Below are 18,176 nucleotides of genomic sequence, written 5' to 3' on the forward strand. Positions count from 1 at the left end.
GGAGGGCGCGAGCACCTGGGGTGCCCTTCTCTTTGGTCACTTTCTCTTGGGCAAGCAAGAGAAAGTGACCCGGCCGCCGGCAGGCGGACGGAACCTCCGGCGCGCAGCGCCGGCCAGATCGCGACAAACCCGCAAGCGCACGGAACAACCGGCCTGAAAAGCCGGCCAGGTCGCGACGTACCCAACCCACACGCTGCAGGAACGGCAACCGTGGCCGCGAGCGCCGAGGAGTCAGTCAGCAGGAGTGAGGGACGAGGGAGGGCATCGACTGGCCGCTGCCTCGTCGTTCTCTCACTCCTCACGCCTCTTCACTCGCTTCTCGCCGCGGCGGTCGCGGCTGGACCGCCCCCCGCAATGTCCGGGCCCTACGGAGCGTTCGCGGGCGCCGAAGTGCCTGCCGTTGTTTCCCGCCCCCGGGCTCTGCTATAGTTCGCGCCCCTCGGGGGGCGGTTAGCTCAGCGGTAGAGCACTACCTTGACATGGTAGGGGTCACAGGTTCGAACCCTGTACCGCCCACCACCCGATACCACGGGACGGCGCAGCTCACCGGCTGCGCCGTTTTCGTTGGTGGCCGGGGCCATTGACAGGCCGGGGGCCGGCGCATAGGTTTGTCGTTGTTGCGCTGCGGCATGGGGCCGCGGCGGCGAAGCGAAAGGTGGCCGGCGGGCAACCGCGGGTCGAGTGTGCGACATGAAGACTACCACGCTCCGGTAAACGTCACGGCGCAGGGCCAGTCCGTTCGCATGCAGCGAGCACTTCGAAGGGCGCCCGGCGCCCTTTTTTGTTGCCTGCGACAGTCTTTCCCCCCGATTCTGAATGCCTCTCCGCGTGCGGAGAGGGGAGCGCCGCAAATGATCGTCATCACGCTACCCGACGGCAGCCGCCGCGAATTCGACCACCCCGTCACGGTGCAGGAACTGGCCGCCTCCATCGGTCCTGGCCTGGCCAAGGCCGCGCTGGCCGGCAAGGTCGATGGGCGGCTGGTCGACACCAGCCATCGCATCGAGCACGACGCCAGCGTCGAGATCGTCACCGACAAACACCCCGATGCGCTGGAGATCGTCCGCCACTCCACCGCGCACCTGCTGGCGCAGGCCACGCAGCGGCTGTTCCCGGACACCCAGGTCACCATCGGCCCGGTGGTGGACAACGGCTTCTATTACGACTTCGCGCGCAAGACGCCGTTCTCGCCGGAGGACCTGCAGAAGATCGAGGCGGAGATGAAGAAGATCGCCGCCGAGGGGCTGCCGGTGCGGCGCTCGCTGATGGCGCGCGACGAGGCGATCCGGTTCTTCCGCGACAAGGGCGAGCACTACAAGGCCGAGATCATCGAGTCGATCCCGGCCGATGAGACGCTGTCGCTGTATTCGCAGGGCGAGTTCATCGACCTGTGCCGTGGTCCGCACGTGCCCAGCACCGACAAGCTCAAGGCGTTCAAGCTGATGAAGGTGGCCGGCGCCTACTGGCGCGGCGACAGCAACAACGAGATGTTGCAGCGCATCTACGGCACCGCCTGGCTCAACGAGAAGGACCTCAAGGCCTATCTCACGCAGTTGGAGGAAGCCGAGAAGCGCGACCACCGCAAGCTCGGCAAGCAGCTGGAGCTGTTCCATCTGCAGGAGGAGGCGCCGGGGCTGGTGTTCTGGCACCCCAAGGGCTGGTCGGTGTGGCAGGTGGTCGAGCAGTACATGCGCAAGGTGTACCGCGACTCCGGCTATCAGGAGGTGCGCTGCCCGCAGATCCTCGATGTGAGCCTGTGGAAGCGCTCCGGCCACTGGGACAATTACCAGGAGAACATGTTCTTCACCGAGTCCGAGAAGCGGACTTACGCGGTGAAGCCGATGAACTGCCCGGGCCACGTGCAGATCTTCAACCACGGCCTGCACAGCTACCGCGACCTGCCGATCCGCTACGGTGAGTTCGGCTCCTGCCATCGCAACGAGCCTTCGGGCGCGCTGCACGGCATCCTGCGCGTGCGTGGCTTCACCCAGGACGACGGCCACATCTTCTGCACCGAGGACCAGATCGAATCCGAGGTGACGGCCTTCCACCGGCAGGCGCTGGAGGTGTACCGCACCTTCGGTTTCGGCGAGCCCGAGATCAAGATCGCCCTGCGGCCGGAGTCGCGGCTCGGCGACGACGCCACCTGGGACAAGGCCGAGAACGCCCTGCGCGCCGCGCTGTCGGCCTGCGGCGTGGCCTGGGAGGAACTGCCCGGCGAGGGCGCCTTCTACGGTCCGAAGATCGAGTACCACCTCAAGGACGCCATCGGCCGCACCTGGCAGCTCGGCACCATGCAGGTGGATTTCATGATGCCCGGCCGGCTCGGCGCCGAGTACGTCGACGAGCACTCGCAGCGTCGTCACCCGGTCATGCTGCACCGCGCCATCGTGGGCTCGATGGAGCGTTTCATCGGCATCCTGATCGAGAACTTCGCCGGCGCCTTCCCGGCCTGGCTGGCCCCGGTGCAGGCGGTGGTGATGAACATCACCGATGCCCAGGCCGAGTACGCGCGCTCGGTCGGAAAAGCCCTTTCAAATCAAGGTTTCCGGGTCCATTGCGATTTGCGGAACGAAAAAATCGGCTATAAAATCCGCGAACATACCCTGCAGAAAGTGCCGTATCTGCTCGTGGTCGGCGATCGCGAAAAGGAACACGGCGCTGTTGCGGTGCGCACGCGGTCGGGCGAGGATCTGGGGACGATGTCCCTGGACGACTTCATCGCCCGCCTGCGTGGCGAGTGTGGCCCGGCCGCTTGAGGCGGCCGGTGCGTTTCCCCTTCGGAGGATCGGCGAATCAGTACCGAGAAGCAGAATCGTAAGAACGGCGAGATCCGCGTGCCGCGCGTGCGCGTGATCGGCGATGACGGCGAAATGATCGGCGTGCTCTCGCGCGACGAGGCATTGCGCATGGCGGAGGATGCGGGCCTCGACCTGGTCGAGATCCAGCCCAACGCCGATCCGCCGGTCTGCCGGATCATGGATTACGGCAAGTTCCGTTTCGAGCAGCAGAAGAAGGCTCAGGCGGCCAAGAAGAAGCAGAAGCAGGTCGAGCTGAAGGAGCTCAAGTTCCGCCCGGTCACCGACGTGGGCGACTACGAGATCAAGATGCGCAACCTGCGCCGCTTCATCGCCGAGGGCGACAAGGTCAAGGTCAACATCCGCTTCCGTGGTCGCGAGATGGCTCACCAGGAGCTGGGTCTGGCGATGGCGAAGAAGATCGAGGATGACCTGGGCGACGAGGTGATCATCGAGCAGCGCCCCCGCCTGGAGGGCCGTCAGATGATCATGATGATCGCCCCGAAGAAGAAATGAGGCGCCGCCCCGTGAATGCGGGGCGCAGGCGGGCAAACCCCTTCATTTGCAAGGGGTTGCCTGCGCTGGCATAATGCGCGGCCCCTTCCGGCTCCGGCCGGCGGGGGTTTGGACCCGCCCGCGGCCTCGCATCGGCCGGCGGGCCTACAAGCCGGATCGGGCAGGACGGAAAGCGTGGCGCATGCCACCGCCCGGGCCAGTGACATAGACACCCTAAGGAAGATCGCCATGCCCAAGATCAAGACCAATCGGGCGGCGGCCAAGCGCTTCCGGAAGACCGCTTCCGGCAAGTACAAGTGCGGCCACGCCTTCAAGAGCCACATCCTCACCAAGAAGTCCACCGAGCGTAAGCGCAAGCTGCGCGGTGCGAACCACGTGCGCGCGGAAGACGCCGGCCGTCTCGACCGCATGCTGCCGTATCTCTGAGGAGGGCTGACCCATGGCACGAGTCAAGCGTGGCGTGACGGCGCGTCGTCGTCACAAGAAGATCCTGAAGCTCGCGAAGGGCTACTACAACGCCCGCCGCAAGGTTTTCCGCGTCGCCAAGCAGGCGGTCACCAAGGCGCAGCAGTACGCCTACATCGGCCGCAAGCAGCGCAAGCGCCAGTTCCGCGCCCTGTGGATCGTCCGCATCAACGCGGCGGCCCGCATGCACGGTCTGAGCTACTCCCGCCTGATGAACGGCCTGAAGAAGGCCAACATCACGCTGGACCGCAAGGCGCTGGCGGACATCGCCGTGCACGACCTGGCCGCGTTCGGCAAGATCGCCGAGCAGGCCAAGAACGCGCTCGCGGCCTGACGCGGGTCCTTCCGCAGAAGCCCGGCCATCCCTGGCCGGACTTTCCACAAAAGCTTTGTGTCGTCGACGGCTGCGGTCGTCGACCCGCGTGGGGAAGGGCGCAAGTCCTTCCCCACGTTCGTTTCCGGACCCTGCCACACGGTCACGCCGCCCCCGCCTTCGCGAGGATGCCGTGGCCTGGAGAAAGAATCGGTCTGCCCATGAGCGATCTCGACAGCCTTACCCGCGATGCCCTGGCCGGCATCGCCGCCGCCGACAGCCTCGACGCGCTGGACGCCCTGCGCGTGCAGCTGCTCGGCAAGCAGGGAACGATCACCGGGCAGCTCAAGCAGCTCGGCAGCTTGCCGCCGGAGCGGCGCAAGGCCGCCGGCGAGGCCGTCAACCGCGCCAAGGACGCGCTGGCCGAGGCCATCGCCACGCGCCGCGCCGCGCTGGAGCAGGCCGCGCTCGATGCGCGCCTGGCGGCCGAACGCATCGACGTCACCCTGCCGGGCCGGCGCGGCCAGACCGGTACGCTGCATCCGGTGACACGCGCCGCCGAGCGCATCGCCGAGATCTTCTCGCGCCTGGGCTACGAGCTGGCCGACGGCCCGGAAATCGAGGACGACTGGCACAACTTCGAGGCGCTGAATTTCCCGCCGCACCACCCGGCGCGGGCGATGCACGACACCTTCTACTTCCCCGACGGCCGCCTGCTGCGCACCCATACCTCGCCGGTGCAGGTGCGCTACATGCGCGATCGCAAGCCGCCGTTCCGCATGATCGCCATCGGCAAGGTCTACCGCAGCGACTCGGACCAGACCCACTCGCCGATGTTCCACCAGATGGAAGGCCTGCTGATCGACCAGACCAGCACCTTCGCCGACCTCAAGGGCACGCTCAAGCAGTTCGTCGACGCCTTCTTCGAGCGCGACTTCGCGATGCGTTTCCGGCCGAGCTATTTCCCGTTCACCGAGCCTTCCGCCGAGGTGGACATCCGCTGGGACCGCGAGGACGGCTCCGAGCGTTGGCTGGAGGTGCTCGGCTGCGGCATGGTGCACCCGAACGTGCTGCGCAACTGCGGCATCGACCCGGAGCACTACAGCGGCTTCGCCTTCGGCATCGGCATCGAGCGCTTCGCGATGCTGCGCTACGGTGTCGATGACCTGCGCAGCTTCTTCGAGAACGACGTGCGCTTCCTCAGGCAGTTCGCCTGAGGGCGGGAATCGGGAATCGGGAATCGTGGAAGCCTGGCAGCCCCACGCTTTGCCCCCTCCCCTTCAAGGGGAGGGCGGGAGTGGGGGTGGTGTTGGCGGATGCGCGATGGACAGATTGGAAACGGCACATGAAATTTCCTGAAAGCTGGCTGCGCGAACACGTCACCGTCGCCGCCTCGCGCGACGAACTCGCCGCGCGGCTGACCGCGATCGGCCTGGAGGTCGAGGAGGTCACCCCGTTGGGCGAGGGCCTCGACGGCGTGGTCGTCGCCGAGATCCTCGCCTGTGAGAAACACCCGGAGGCCGACCGCCTGCAGGTGTGCCGGGTGGACGCCGGGGGCGGGACGGTGCAGATCGTCTGCGGCGCGCCGAATGCGCGTCCCGGCCTGAAGGCGCCGCTGGCCACCATCGGCGCGACGTTGCCCGGCGGCATCGCCATCAAGGCGGCCAGGCTGCGCGGGGTGGAGTCGTTCGGCATGCTGTGCTCGGCGAAGGAGCTCGGCATCGATGCCGACGCTTCCGGCCTGATGGAGCTGCCGGCCGATGCGCCGGTGGGAGCCCCGCTGGCGACGTACCTGGGCCTGCCCGACGCCACCATCGAGCTCAAGCTCACGCCCAATCGGGCCGATTGCTTCTCGGTGCGCGGCATCGCCTTCGACGTGGCGGCGGCGCTGGGCGCGCAGGTGAACCCGCTGGACATCGCGCCGGCCGCGGTCGACAGTACCGATCGCGTCGAAGTGCGGCTGGATGCCGGTGCCGACTGCCCGCGCTACTGCGGCCGGGTCATCGAGGGCATCGACCCGTACGCCGTCTCGCCGCTGTGGCTGACCGAGCGCCTGAAGCGCTCCGGCCTGCGCCCGATCAGCCTGTTGGTGGATGTCACCAATTACGTGATGCTGGAGCTGGGCCAGCCGCTGCACGCGTTCGACCGCGACACCCTGCGCGGGCCGGTCGGCGTGCGTCGCGCCCGTGCCGGCGAGACGCTCAAGCTGCTCGACGAGCGCGAGGTGACGCTGGACGAGAACTTTCTGCTGATCACCGACGACGACCGCCCGGTGGCCTTGGCCGGCGTGATGGGCGGTTGGGATACCCGCGTCACCGCCGGCACGACGCGCGTCTTCCTCGAAAGCGCGCATTTCGCCCCGGCGGCGGTGATCGGCCGTGCCCGCAAGCTCGGCATGCACACCGATGCCTCGCATCGTTTCGAGCGCGGCGTCGACCCGACGCTGCCGCGCCAGGCGCTGGAGCGCGCCACCGCGCTGATCCTGGAGATTGCCGGCGGCAGGGCCGGCCCGGTCAGCGAAGCCGTGCTGACCGGGCACCTGCCGCAGCCGGCGCCGGTGCGGCTGCGTCGCGCCCGGCTGGCGCGCATCCTCGGCGTCAGCGTGGCCGACGCCGAGGTCGAGCGCATCCTGCGCGCGCTGGGCCTGGGCGTGGAGGTCGTCGCCGATGGCTGGTCGGTGACGCCGCCGCCGCGCCGCTTCGACATCGCCATCGAGGAAGACCTGATCGAGGAGGTCGTCCGCATCCACGGCTACGACGCGATTCCGACCAGCAAACCCGCCGGCGAACTGCCGCTGGCGGTGCCGAGCGAAACCCGGCTTGACGAAGGGGTGCTGCGCCGGCACCTGGCGACGCGCGACTTCCAGGAGGCGATCTGCTTCGCCTTCCTCGACCAGCGCGTGCTGGACACCTGGTCACTGCAGGCCGGCGCGGTCGCGCTGGCCAATCCGCTCAGTGCCGAGCTGGGCGTGATGCGCACCGCGCTGCTGCCCGGCCTGGTCGAGGCGTTGCGCCACAACCGCGCGCGCCAGCAGGCGAGGGTGCGGCTGTTCGAGCTGGGGCGTGTGTTCCATGCCGGCGATGCGGCGCCGGTCGAGACCCGCCGCATCGCCGCCGTGGCCTGCGGCACGGCCGCGGCCGAGCAGTGGGGCGAGGCGCGTCGCGAAATCGACTTCTACGACCTGAAGGGCGAGGTCGAGAGCCTGCTGGCGCTCGGCGGCCGTGCGGGCGGGGTGCGTTTCGTGCCGGCGTCCGAGCCCTGGCTGCATCCGGGCCGTGCGGCCGAGGTGCTGCGCGACGGGCATCGCATCGGCTGGGTCGGCCACCTGCACCCGGCCCTGCTCAAGGCGCTGGACCTGGACGGGGAGGTGGTCGGCTTCGAGCTCGACCTCGATCCAATCCAGGCGCGGCCACTGCCGCAGGCGCGGCCGCTGTCGCGCTTTCCGTCCGTGCGCCGGGATCTCGCGGTCGTCGTCCCCGAGGCCACCCCGTGGGAGGCGCTGGAAACCAGCCTGCGTGCCGCGCTGGGCGAACAGCTGCGCGAGGTGCTGGTGTTCGACCGCTATGTCGGCCCAGGTCTCGAAGCCGGGACAAAGAGTCTCGCTATGGGCTTGATTTTGCAGGATGTCTCACGCACGCTTACCGACCATGACGCCGACCGCGCCATGGCCGCCGCGGTGGCGGCCATGGAACGCGACTGCGGCGCCAGACTGAGAGGATGACATGGCGCTGACCAAGGCCGAGATGGCCGAACGCCTGTTCGAGGAAGTGGGTCTGAACAAGCGCGAGGCCAAGGAATTCGTCGACGCGTTCTTCGATGCGCTGCGCGAGGCGCTGGAGAACGGGCAGCAGGTCAAGCTGTCCGGCTTCGGCAACTTCGACCTGCGCCGGAAGAACCAGCGTCCGGGTCGCAACCCCAAGACCGGCGAGGAGATTCCGATCTCCGCCCGCACGGTGGTCACCTTCCGTCCCGGTCAGAAACTGAAGGAGCGCGTGGAAGCCTATGCTGGATCCGGGCAGTAATCGCGAACTTCCGCCGATCCCGGCGAAGCGCTACTTCACCATCGGTGAGGTCAGCGAACTGTGCGACGTCAAGCCGCACGTCCTGCGCTATTGGGAGACGGAGTTTCCCAGCCTCAAGCCGGTCAAGCGGCGCGGCAACCGGCGCTACTACCAGCGCCACGACGTGCTGATGATCCGCCAGATCCGTGGCCTGCTGTACGAGCAGGGCTACACCATCGGCGGCGCGCGCCAGCGCCTGGAAGGCGAGGCGGGCCGTTCGGAGGCCAGCATGTCCGCCCAGATCGTGCGGCAGGTGCGGATGGAGCTGGAGGAAGTGCTCCAGCTCCTCAAGCGGTGATGGCGCGCCCCACGCGCGGGCGAATGCGCGTATAATCCGCGTCCTTCCGGCGTCGGCCGGAAGCGGCAAGTCTTCGGGGCGTAGCGCAGCCTGGTAGCGCACCAGCATGGGGTGCTGGGGGTCGTGAGTTCGAATCTCACCGTCCCGACCAATTCGTGGAATGCACGGGAGCCGAAGCGGCGACGCTTCGGCTCTCTGCGTTTCTGGCGGGCTGCGCTCGTGCGCGGACACGACAGGACGAGTCGCCGAATCGGGCTGCTAAACTGCGCCTCCTTCTTCCCGAATGCCGAATCCGACCCCCATGCGCGAGCTGTATCCCGAGATCGAGCCCTTCGACAGCGGCATGCTGGCGGTCGACGATCGCCACACGATCTACTACGAACAGTGCGGCAATCCGGCTGGCAAGCCGGTGGTGATCCTGCACGGCGGGCCGGGGGCGGGTTGCAGCGCGAAGATGCGGCGCTTCCACGATCCCAGGGCCTACCGCATCGTGCTGTTCGACCAGCGCGGCGCGGGCCGCTCGACGCCGCATGCCGATCTGGTCGACAACACCACCTGGCACCTGGTCGCCGACATCGAGAAATTGCGCCAGCACCTCGGGATCGCGCGCTGGCAGGTGTTCGGCGGCAGTTGGGGCTCCACGCTGGCCCTGGCCTATGCGCAGTCGCATCCGAAAACCGTCACCGAACTGGTGCTGCGCGGCATCTTCATGCTGCGGCGCTGGGAGCTGGAGTGGTTCTACCAGGAGGGCGCCTCACGGCTGTTCCCGGACGCCTGGGAGCATTACCTGGCGCCGATCCCGGCGGTGGAGCGGCACGACCTGATCTCGGCCTACCACCGCCGCCTGACCTCGCCCGACGAGGCCACGCGGCTGAACGCGGCGCGCGCCTGGTCGGTGTGGGAGGCGGCGACCAGTTTCCTGCGTCAGGATCCGGGCTTCATGGCTTCGCACGAGGATCCGCATTTCGCACTCGCCTTCGCGCGCATCGAGTGCCACTACTTCGTCAACGGCGGCTTTTACGAGGTCGAGGACCAGCTGTTGCGCGACGCCCATCGCCTCCGTGACATCCCCGGCACGATCGTGCACGGCCGCTACGACGTGGTCTGCCCCCTGCAGAACGCCTGGGACCTGCACAAGGCCTGGCCCAGGTCGAAGCTGGAGATCTGTCCGGCCTCGGGCCACTCCGCCTTCGAGCCGGAAATCGCCGACGCGCTGGTCCGCGCCACCGACGGTTACCGGTGAAGCAGGCGTGAGTGGAGCGGAGCGAGGAGTGAGAAAAGGGCAGCAGCCCAGACACGCATTGCCTGCGCTGCGCTCTCACTACCCACTACTCACTCCTCGCCCTTGAGCCATCGGGGTTGTGGTCGATGAACCACAGCCCGGTCCACAGCTTGGGGTCGAGCGCGTAGCCCTCGGTCATCTTGCGGCACAGCCAGGCGGCGGCCTCGGCGCGCGGCACTTCGTGGACGATGATGTCCTCGGTCTCGTCGCCGCCGCCGGCGCTCATCCGCGTCAGGCCGTGGGCGCGGACGAAGGCGACCGTTTCGTTGCTCATGCCCGACGAGGTCGGGCCGGACATCAGCACCTCGACGCGCTCGGCGGACCAGCCGGTTTCCTCCAGCAATTCGCGCTTGGCGGCGGCTTCGAGGGTGTCGTCGGCATCGACGTCGCCGACCAGTCCGGCCGGCATCTCGATGGTCGGCGCGGCGATCGGGATGCGGTATTGCTCGACGAAGACGACCTTGTCCTCGGGCGTGACCGCGATGACGATCACCGCGCAGCCGGCGTTGGTGCGCTCGGCGTATTCCCAGCGCCCGCGCCGCACCAGCCGCAGGTAGCGGCCTTCGCACATCGTTTCGGGCGGGGGCAGGCTGTCCATGGCTACGATCCTACCTGTCCGTTGTGAAAAGCAAAATCACGCACGGAGAAGAGCAGGAGAAAACAGGAGAACGCGGAGGCTTGAAATCAATCAAGAATCCTCCGTGTCCTCCTGCTTTCTCCCAATCTCCGTGCGTGCTCTTGCCGTTCAGTGATCCGCCAGCGCCGCGATCCGGCGGCGGGTCATCGGGCCGATGCGCAGGCGGTCGAGCAGCGGCTCCAGCGCGTCGCGGTCGATGCCGCGGCGCTCGGCGCGGCCGAGGTCGGCCGGCAGCGGGGCGTCGCGGGCGATGGTGGCCAGCTCGCGCGACAGCAGGGCCTGTTCGCGGTGGGCGGCGATCCTCGCCGCGGCCTGCGCCGCGCCGCGCAGGCGCAGGTAGGGCACTTCGGCCAGCCGGTGCAGCAGCGCGTCGAGGCTGCCGAAGTGGCCGAGCAGGCTGGCGGCGGTCTTGGGGCCGATGCCGGGCACGCCGGGGATGTTGTCGACGGCATCGCCGGTCAGTCCGAGGTAATCGGCGATCTGGTGGGCGTGCACGCCGTAGCGGGCCTTGACGCCGTCGTGGCTCCAGCGCTGGTTGCGGGCGTAGTCCCATTGCTCGTCGCCGGCTTCCAGCAGCTGCGAGAGGTCCTTGTCGGCGGAGACGATCAGGCCACGGTGGCCGTGGGCGCGCAGCGCGTGCAGGGCGGTGCCGATCAGGTCGTCGGCCTCGTAACGGTCATCGACCAGCACCGGCAGGCCGAGCGCGCGGGCCATCGCCTGGCAGTGCGCGAATTGCCGCTTGAGCGCCTCGGGCGCCGGTTCGCGGTTGGCCTTGTAAGCGGGGTAGAGCGTGTTGCGGAAGCTCGACTCGAGCGCTTGGTCGAAGGCGACGACGATGTGCCGCGGGCGCTCGCGCTCCAGCAGCTCCAGCAGGAAGCGCGCGAAGCCGTGCACGGCGTTGATCGGCCAGCCGTCGGCATCGGTGAATTCGTCCGGCATCGAGTGCCAGGCCCGGAACACGTACAGGCTGGCATCGACCAGATACAGCGGCTGCCCGCTCATGCCGGCGTCCAGTCGGCGAGCAGCTCGCGCGGGTCCGGGCGCACCCGCTCGGGCGCCTCCTCGCGCGGCGTGCCGATATGGATGAAGCCGAGCACGCGCTCGTGCCCGGCCAGGCCGAGCAGGCCGGTGATGACCGGGTCGTAGGCGGCCCAGCCGGTCAGCCACTGCGCGCCGAAGCCCAGGCCCTGCGCCGCCTGCAGTAGCGCGAAGCAGACCGCGCCGCCGGACAGCAACTGTTCCTGCTCGGGGACCTTGTGGCCGGGCGTCAGGCGGGCGATCACCACGACGATCAGCGGTGCGTGGGAGAAGCGCTGGCGCTCTTTCTCGATCACCGCCTCGGTGGCGGTCGGGTCGCGTTCCAGCGCGCGCCGGGCCAGGGCGTCGCCGAGTGCATGACGCGCCTGGCCGGCGATGCGCAGGAAGCGCCAGGGCGTCAGCCGGCCGTGATCCGGGACACGCACGGCGGCGCGCAGCATCGCTTCGAGCTGGTCGGGGCTGGGGCCGGGCTCGCCGAGCAGGCGGGACGGGGTGGAGCGGCGGGTCTGGAGCAGGTCTAGCAGGGTCACGGATTGACGTTCCGGGTCAGTATTTTCGGTTCTTGCGCGGAAATTGGCGCAATTGGTCACGTTTTCGTGGGTGGGATCGGCCTAGTCTGACACCCCAACTGGAGCATCGGCCGGTCGGCCAACCCGCTCGAGGGCAAAGCCCATGGACAACACCCGGCCTCATCCGTACGGCCCGGACATCGAAGCTTCCGCTGCGACCGGCGGCGGCCGCGATCTGCTGGCGCAGCTCGCCGGCCAGTCCCTGCCCCCGCTCGTCCAGGCCCTGGCCAGTGTACTGGACCGGGTGGACGATGCCCTGTTCGATTTCATGCAGAAGTCGGTGCCGGCGCAGGATCAGCCGGTTTTCATGGATGCGATGCGTGTGCTGCGCCGGGAGCGCGCCGGCATCGAGCAGCGGTTCCGCGATCATCTGGCGGGCGCCTTCGCCGCGCTCGCGCGCCGCCAGCCGCAGCTGGCGGAAAGCGCCTACGCCAGCCAGTCCGATGGCCTGAGCCTGGTCTCGGAGGACGACCTTGACGTGCAGCTCTCGGCCAAGATGCTGGCCGGCTCGCTGCAGAAGGACTTCGGCGGCGTGCTGGCGCAGATCGAGCAGCGGCTGGGCTGGCTGGCCGGCAATGTCGAGCTCGACGGCGACAGCAATCCGGTCGGCGGCGCACATCTGGCCGCCGCCGTCTACGTGGCACTGCGGCCGTGCGAGGTCGAACTGGCGCCGCGCCTGATCCTGTTCAAGATCTGCGAGCGCGAGCTGCCGGCAGGGCTGGCGCCGGCCTACGACGGCCTCAATCGGACGCTGATCGAGGCCGGTGTGCTGCCGCAGCTCAGGCCGGTCAAGGCCCGCGATGCGGCGCCGGAGCAGGCGCCGGACGAAACACCGGCGGATGAGCCGTCGGCACCCGCCGCGGCGGCGCCGGCCAGCCTCGGTCCGGCACCGGCGAACGCCACGGCGTCGCGCGTCAGCAGCGAGCAGGAGCGGGCGCTGTTCTCGGCCCTGCACGAGCTGCTCAAGAACTACCGCCAGAACCATTACGGCGCCCCGGTCGCGCCGGATCCGTCGGCGCGCCTGCTCTCGGCGCGCGAGACGCTCACCGTGCTCGGCCTGCTGCAGGGCGAACTGCCGCCCGGCCTGCGCGAGGCGATCGAGGATCCTGGCCAGTCGCTGGTGCAGCGGATCAAGGCCGAACTGATCGCCAGCGCCGGTCGGATCGGCTGTGACCCCGCCACCACCCGGCTCACGCCGGCCGATGAAGATGCGGTCGATCTGGTCGGCATGCTGTTCGACGTGATCCTGGACGAGCGCGAGCTGCGCGCGCAGGTACGCAGCCTGATCGGCCGCCTGATCGTGCCCTTCATCAAGGTGGCGCTGCTCGACCGCCGCATGTTCCTGGAAAAGACCCATCCCGCGCGCCGCCTGCTCAATGCGCTGGCCGAAGCCTGCGAAGGCAACAGCGGCGAAACGCCGCAGGAGAAGCAGCTGCTGGGCAAGGTGCAGGAAGTCGTCGACCGGCTGGTCGCCGAGTTCAACGAGGATCTGGCGATCTTCCAGACGCTGGAGGAGGAGTTCCGTGCCTTTCTCGATCAGCACCGCAAGCGCGTGGAAGCGGCCGAGCGTCGCGCCGCCGAGGCGCAGCGTGGCCGCGAGCGGCTGGAACAGGCCCGTGCCCGCGCCGCGCTCGAACTGGCCGACCGCGTAGGCGACCGCGAACTCACGCCGACCCTGGATCTGCTGCTGCGTCGCTACTGGAGTCACCACCTGGCGGTCGTGCTGCTGCGCGAGGGCGAGAGCAGCGCGGCTTTCCGCAGTGCGCTGCATTGCGCCGACGAGCTGATCGCCGCGTTCGACAACGCGGCCCAGGGCGTCAACATCCTGCCCCGGCTGTCTTCCCTGCGTGGCGGGCTGGAGCCGGTGCTGCTGTCCTCCGGCTGCGCCGGCGACGCCGCCGCCGAGTGCCTGCGCGCGCTCAGCGAAGAGCTGCGCCGGCTGGCCCGCGGCGAGGAAGCCATCCAGGAAGCCGCGCCGATCGCGATCAGCGAGCCGCCGCCGGTACCGACATCCGCGGTCCCGGCCCGGGAGGAGCCCTCGACGCTGCTCAAGCTGGTCTCGAACCGCGATGCGCTCGACTACGACCCGGCCGATGCCGAGCGCATCCGTCAGCTCGCCGTCGGCACCTGGGTCGAGTTCGTCGGCGAGAACGGCGAGCCGCAGCCGGCGAAGTACTCCTGGGTGAGCCCGATCTCGGGCCGGCTGATGTTCGTCAACCGCCGTGGCGTGCGCGTCTGCGTGGCCTCCGCCGAGGAGCTGGCGGCGATGATGAAGCAGCGGCGGCTGCTGGTGCGGCCGGTCAATACCGCCTTCGAGCGCGCCATGCACCAGGTGCTCGGCCGCCTGCACACCCCGGCGCCGCAGCCGTCGTCGATGCGCGCCACCGCCTGAGCGTCACCGCCGCGCGAGTCCGCGCCTGCTCTCCTGGCAAGGGGCGGTCCGTTCCCCGTGGCCCGTCGTGGTCGAACCGGCCCGGGGCGGCCTTCAGGCCCTCCCTGCGGGAGCGGTCACGGTCATGGCCATGGCTGCGCAGGGGGGTGGCGTGCGGGTCTTGGCCGCCGTCGCGGCCCCGCAGGCAAGGCGGGGGGTTTGCGCTCGCGGACCACGTGCTAGCATCCGGGAGCTTGCCCATGCCGGCAGGGCGATGTCCTGCCGGTGCCTGCCCGGGGAGAACGCATGACGGTCGTAGTCGTTGCGCTGCAGGAGTCCGCGCCAGGGGAACGGCGCGTCGCCATCACGCCGGAGACCGCGAAAAAGCTGCGCGGCCTCGGCGCCACCGTCCGGCTCGGACGCGGGGCCGGGGACAGGGCCTATTTTCCCGATGCTGCCTATCCCGAGGTCGAGTTCGTCGATGACGCCACGGCGCTGGCCTCGGCCGACGTGCTGCTGTGCGTGCAGCCGCCGCCGCGCGAGCGCTTGGCCGCGCTGAAGGAAGGCGCGCTGGTGATCGGCCTGCTCGCCCCGCATGGCGACGACGAGCGGGTGAAGTTGTTGCGCGATCGCAGGCTCAGTGCCTTTTCCATGGAGCTGCTGCCGCGCACCACCCGCGCCCAGGCCATGGACGTGCTCAGTTCGCAGGCCGGCATGGCCGGCTACAAGGCGGTGCTGATCGCGGCACAGCAGGCGCCGCGATTCTTTCCGATGCTCACCACCGCCGCCGGCACCATCCGCCCGTCGCGGGTGCTGGTGATCGGCGCCGGCGTGGCGGGGCTGCAGGCCATCGCCACCGCACGCCGGCTCGGCGCGCAGGTCGAGGGCTTCGACGTGAGGCCGGAGACACGCGAGCAGATCGAGTCGCTGGGCGCGAAATTCCTCGACCTCGGCGTGAGCGCCGCGGGCGAGGGCGGCTACGCCCGCGAACTCACCGCCGAGGAACGCGCCGAACAACAGCGCCGCCTCGGCGAACACCTCAAGAACGTCGACGTGATCGTCACCACCGCCGCCGTGCCGGGCCGGCCGGCGCCGAAGATCGTCACCGCCGCGATGGTGGCCGGCATGAAGCCGGGCAGCGTGATCGTCGACCTGGCCGCCGAGACCGGCGGCAACTGCGAGCTCACCCGCCCGGGCGAGACGGTCGAGCACGGTGGCGTCGCCGTCGTCGGCCCGCTCAACCTCGCCAGCCTGGGCGCGCTGCATGCCAGCGAGATGTACGCCCGCAACCTGTTCAACTTCCTCGCGCTGATGCTCGGGGACGGCGCACTGAGCGTCGATTTCGACGACGACCTGGTCGCCGGCACCTGCCTCACCCATGCCGGCGTGATCCGCCACGCGCCCACCCGCCAGCGCATCGAAGGAGGAGCGGCCTGATGGACGGTTTCCTTGCGCTCTACATCTTCCTGCTGGCCGCGATCTGCGGCCACGTGATCATCTCGCGGGTGCCGGTGATCCTGCACACGCCGCTGATGTCCGGCTCCAACTTCATCCACGGCATCGTGCTGGTCGGCGCGATGATCGCGCTGGCGCACGCCGACACCACGCTGGAGCGCGCGATCGGCTTCGTCGCCGTGCTGCTGGGCGCCGGCAACGCGGTCGGCGGCTACGTGGTCACCGAGCGCATGCTGGAGATGTTCAAGTCCAGCCGCAAGCCGGGAGGCGCCGAATGAGTCTGCCCGTGCTGCTCGACTTCCTCGCCAAGGCCAGCTATTTCGTCGCCGCCTTCCTGTTCATCATCGGCCTGATGCAGATGGGCTCGCCGGTCACCGCCCGGCGCGGCATCCGCTGGGCCGGCGTGGGCATGGTGATCGCCGTCGTCGTCACCTTCTTCGCGCCGGCCACCTGGGGCGGGCCCGGCATCGACCCGCTCAACCTCGGCCTGATGGCGGTCGCCATCGCCATCAGCGGGGTGTTCTGGCTGTGGGGCAAGCGGGTGCCGATCACCGACATGCCGCAGATGGTCGCCATCTTCAACGGCATGGGCGGCGGTTCGGCCGCGGCCATCGGCGCGGTGGCGCTGCTCAATGCGGCCACCTTCAAAGGCGCCTGTACGGCCGAGGCGATGGCCGCGCACGCGTGCCTGGACACCACCAAGCTGGTGCTGGCGGTACTCGGCTCGCTGATCGGTGCGGTGGCCTTCTCCGGCTCGGTGATCGCCTGGGCCAAGCTCGACGGCCACCTGGACCGGACCTTCCGCTTCCCCGGCCAGCAGGCCGTCAATCTGCTGGTGTTCGTGGCGGCGCTGGGCTTGGGCGGGTTCCTCCTCTACCAGCTCGACGTGCCGGTGATCATCGCCTTCTTCCTGCTGGCGCTGGTGTTCGGCGTGCTGATGACGCTGCCGATCGGCGGCGCCGACATGCCGGTGGTGATCTCGCTGTACAACGCCTTCACCGGTCTGGCCGTGGCCTTCAAGGGCTACGTGCTCGGCAACGAGGCGTTGATCATTGCCGGCACCGTGGTCGGCGCGGCCGGCCTGCTGCTGACCCAGCTCATGGCCCGCGCCATGAACCGGCCGATCCGCAACGTGCTGTTCTCCCACTTCGGCGGCGGTGGCGCCGGCGCGCAGGAAATCGCCGGCAGCCAGAAGCCGATCGAGGCCGCCGATGCGGCGGCGATGATGGCCTACGCCGAGCGGGTGGTGATCGTGCCCGGTTACGGCATGGCGGTGGCGCAGGCCCAGCACAAGATCTGGGAGTTGAGCCGCCTGCTGATCGAGCGCGGCGTGAAGGTGAAGTTCGCCATCCACCCGGTGGCGGGGCGCATGCCCGGGCACATGAACGTGCTGCTGGCCGAGGCCGGCGTGCCCTACGACCTGATCGCCGACATGGACGACATCAATCCGGAATTCCCGAACACCGACGTGTCGCTGGTGATCGGCGCCAACGACGTGGTCAACCCGGTCGCCAAGACCGACCCGTCCAGCCCGATCTACGGCATGCCGATCCTCGACGTCGCCAGCTCGAAAAACATCATCGTCATCAAGCGTGGCAAGGGCACCGGTTTCGCCGGCATCGAGAACGCTCTGTTCTACGCCGACAACACGCGGATGCTGTACGGCGACGGCGCCGAGGTGGCCAACCGGCTGGTGGCCGAGCTCAAGGCGCTGGATGGCGGGCACTGACCCGCCGGGCATTCCGGCAGGCGCGACTTCAGCGCGACCGCGAGAGCCTAAGGAGTGAGTCAAGAGGAGTGAGAAACGAGGGAGAGCATCGATTGGCCGCAGCCTCGTCGTTCTCTCACTCCTCACTCCTCTTCACTCGTTTCTCGCCACTGCGGTCGCGGCTGAAGCCGCTGCAAGGGCGGGTGGGGCTTTCAGCGCCCCCACCACGCCGCCAGCGCCAGCGCCGCGAAGATCGCGGCCAGATCGAGGCCGCCGTTGGCCAGGACGGCCAGATACCAGGCCAGGTCCGGGCCGAGCCGCAGCGCCGAGGGCAGGGGGCGCAGGCCCATGGCGAGGCCGAGCTGGGTGGCGACGATGAACCAGTTCGCCAGCACGACGGTGGCGGCGGTCGCGGCCACGGCGACGCCGGCACGCGGCCAGCCGGGGCGGGTGCCGGCCAGCCGCAGCAGCAGCACGGCATCGACGGCGGCGACCAGGGCCATCCAGCCGACCGGTTTGCCGCTGACCACGGCCACCCCGGTCCAGATGGCGGCGATGCCGAGGATGCCGGCGAGGGTGGCGACGGTGGCCAGCGGCCAGATCAGGCGGGGGGAAGGCAATGCGCGGACTCGGCGGGGTGCTTGCCCGTAAAATAGCGGGTGCTC

Annotated in this window: 17 protein-coding genes and 2 tRNA genes; 15 read left to right on the forward strand and 4 right to left on the reverse strand. The window is 69.1% G+C overall.

Features of this window, described 5'->3' with window-relative positions:
- Nucleotides 1-444 precede the first annotated feature (444 nt).
- The 11 genes from HNQ58_RS12155 (at nucleotide 445) to pip (ending at nucleotide 9,694) form a co-directional block, all read left to right on the forward strand.
- Nucleotides 445-519: transfer RNA gene (locus tag HNQ58_RS12155), tRNA-Val, on the forward strand.
- A gap of 332 nt (nucleotides 520-851) precedes the next feature.
- Nucleotides 852-2,759 carry a threonine--tRNA ligase gene (thrS, locus tag HNQ58_RS12160; RefSeq protein WP_183949203.1) on the forward strand — a complete coding sequence of 636 codons (1,908 nt, stop codon included), beginning with the start codon at nucleotides 852-854 and terminating at the stop codon, nucleotides 2,757-2,759.
- Between the two features lie 36 nt (nucleotides 2,760-2,795).
- Nucleotides 2,796-3,314, forward strand: coding sequence for a translation initiation factor IF-3 (gene infC, locus HNQ58_RS12165; RefSeq protein ID WP_183949242.1), 519 nt, complete (start codon nucleotides 2,796-2,798; stop codon nucleotides 3,312-3,314).
- A 228-nt stretch (nucleotides 3,315-3,542) separates the two neighbouring features.
- Nucleotides 3,543-3,740, forward strand: a complete 198-nt coding sequence (gene rpmI / locus HNQ58_RS12170; protein WP_183949204.1) for a 50S ribosomal protein L35 — start codon at nucleotides 3,543-3,545, stop codon at nucleotides 3,738-3,740.
- 13 nt (nucleotides 3,741-3,753) lie between these two features.
- A complete protein-coding gene (rplT, locus tag HNQ58_RS12175) occupies nucleotides 3,754-4,113 on the forward strand; it encodes a 50S ribosomal protein L20 (protein WP_183949205.1) in 360 nt (119 codons plus the stop codon).
- A 200-nt stretch (nucleotides 4,114-4,313) separates the two neighbouring features.
- Nucleotides 4,314-5,309 (forward strand): phenylalanine--tRNA ligase subunit alpha, encoded by a 996-nt coding sequence (gene pheS / locus HNQ58_RS12180; RefSeq protein ID WP_183949206.1) that lies wholly within the window; start codon nucleotides 4,314-4,316, stop codon nucleotides 5,307-5,309.
- Between the two features lie 128 nt (nucleotides 5,310-5,437).
- A complete protein-coding gene (pheT, locus tag HNQ58_RS12185; protein ID WP_183949207.1) occupies nucleotides 5,438-7,813 on the forward strand; it encodes a phenylalanine--tRNA ligase subunit beta in 2,376 nt (791 codons plus the stop codon).
- A 1-nt stretch (nucleotide 7,814) separates the two neighbouring features.
- Nucleotides 7,815-8,114 (forward strand): integration host factor subunit alpha, encoded by a 300-nt coding sequence (locus HNQ58_RS12190; RefSeq protein WP_183949208.1) that lies wholly within the window; start codon nucleotides 7,815-7,817, stop codon nucleotides 8,112-8,114.
- A complete protein-coding gene (locus tag HNQ58_RS12195) occupies nucleotides 8,095-8,451 on the forward strand; it encodes a MerR family transcriptional regulator (RefSeq protein ID WP_183949209.1) in 357 nt (118 codons plus the stop codon). The genes HNQ58_RS12190 and HNQ58_RS12195 overlap by 20 nt, the downstream gene beginning before the upstream one ends.
- A gap of 74 nt (nucleotides 8,452-8,525) precedes the next feature.
- A tRNA-Pro gene (locus HNQ58_RS12200) sits at nucleotides 8,526-8,602 on the forward strand.
- A 150-nt stretch (nucleotides 8,603-8,752) separates the two neighbouring features.
- Nucleotides 8,753-9,694 carry a prolyl aminopeptidase gene (pip, locus tag HNQ58_RS12205; protein ID WP_183949210.1) on the forward strand — a complete coding sequence of 314 codons (942 nt, stop codon included), beginning with the start codon at nucleotides 8,753-8,755 and terminating at the stop codon, nucleotides 9,692-9,694.
- Between the two features lie 85 nt (nucleotides 9,695-9,779).
- Here pip and HNQ58_RS12210 read toward each other — a convergent pair whose 3' ends face one another.
- From HNQ58_RS12210 to HNQ58_RS12220, 3 genes are all read right to left on the reverse strand, one after another.
- Nucleotides 9,780-10,331 (reverse strand): NUDIX hydrolase, encoded by a 552-nt coding sequence (locus tag HNQ58_RS12210; RefSeq protein ID WP_183949211.1) that lies wholly within the window; start codon nucleotides 10,329-10,331, stop codon nucleotides 9,780-9,782.
- A gap of 147 nt (nucleotides 10,332-10,478) precedes the next feature.
- A complete protein-coding gene (locus HNQ58_RS12215) occupies nucleotides 10,479-11,372 on the reverse strand; it encodes a 5'-3' exonuclease (protein WP_183949212.1) in 894 nt (297 codons plus the stop codon).
- Nucleotides 11,369-11,938: a nitroreductase family protein gene (locus tag HNQ58_RS12220; protein ID WP_183949213.1), complete on the reverse strand. Its 570-nt coding sequence runs from the start codon at nucleotides 11,936-11,938 to the stop codon at nucleotides 11,369-11,371. Before HNQ58_RS12220 ends, HNQ58_RS12215 begins: the two co-directional genes overlap by 4 nt.
- A 142-nt stretch (nucleotides 11,939-12,080) precedes the next feature.
- Between HNQ58_RS12220 and HNQ58_RS12225 the strand changes: the two genes are divergently transcribed.
- The 4 genes from HNQ58_RS12225 (at nucleotide 12,081) to HNQ58_RS12240 (ending at nucleotide 17,532) form a co-directional block, all read left to right on the forward strand.
- Nucleotides 12,081-14,369 (forward strand): DUF1631 domain-containing protein, encoded by a 2,289-nt coding sequence (locus HNQ58_RS12225; RefSeq protein ID WP_183949214.1) that lies wholly within the window; start codon nucleotides 12,081-12,083, stop codon nucleotides 14,367-14,369.
- Between the two features lie 285 nt (nucleotides 14,370-14,654).
- Nucleotides 14,655-15,785, forward strand: coding sequence for an NAD(P) transhydrogenase subunit alpha (locus HNQ58_RS12230; RefSeq protein WP_183949215.1), 1,131 nt, complete (start codon nucleotides 14,655-14,657; stop codon nucleotides 15,783-15,785).
- Nucleotides 15,785-16,081, forward strand: a complete 297-nt coding sequence (locus HNQ58_RS12235) for an NAD(P) transhydrogenase subunit alpha part 2 (RefSeq protein WP_409617842.1) — start codon at nucleotides 15,785-15,787, stop codon at nucleotides 16,079-16,081. The genes HNQ58_RS12230 and HNQ58_RS12235 overlap by 1 nt, the downstream gene beginning before the upstream one ends.
- Nucleotides 16,078-17,532, forward strand: coding sequence for an NAD(P)(+) transhydrogenase (Re/Si-specific) subunit beta (locus HNQ58_RS12240; protein WP_183949216.1), 1,455 nt, complete (start codon nucleotides 16,078-16,080; stop codon nucleotides 17,530-17,532). Before HNQ58_RS12235 ends, HNQ58_RS12240 begins: the two co-directional genes overlap by 4 nt.
- 191 nt (nucleotides 17,533-17,723) lie before the next feature.
- On the opposite strand, the gene HNQ58_RS12245 is transcribed toward HNQ58_RS12240, so the two are convergent.
- Nucleotides 17,724-18,131 carry a hypothetical protein gene (locus HNQ58_RS12245; RefSeq protein WP_183949217.1) on the reverse strand — a complete coding sequence of 136 codons (408 nt, stop codon included), beginning with the start codon at nucleotides 18,129-18,131 and terminating at the stop codon, nucleotides 17,724-17,726.
- Nucleotides 18,132-18,176 lie beyond the last annotated feature (45 nt).

The sequence above is a fragment of the Rehaibacterium terrae genome (assembly GCF_014202935.1).
Taxonomy (GTDB): Bacteria; Pseudomonadota; Gammaproteobacteria; order Xanthomonadales; family Xanthomonadaceae; genus Rehaibacterium; species Rehaibacterium terrae.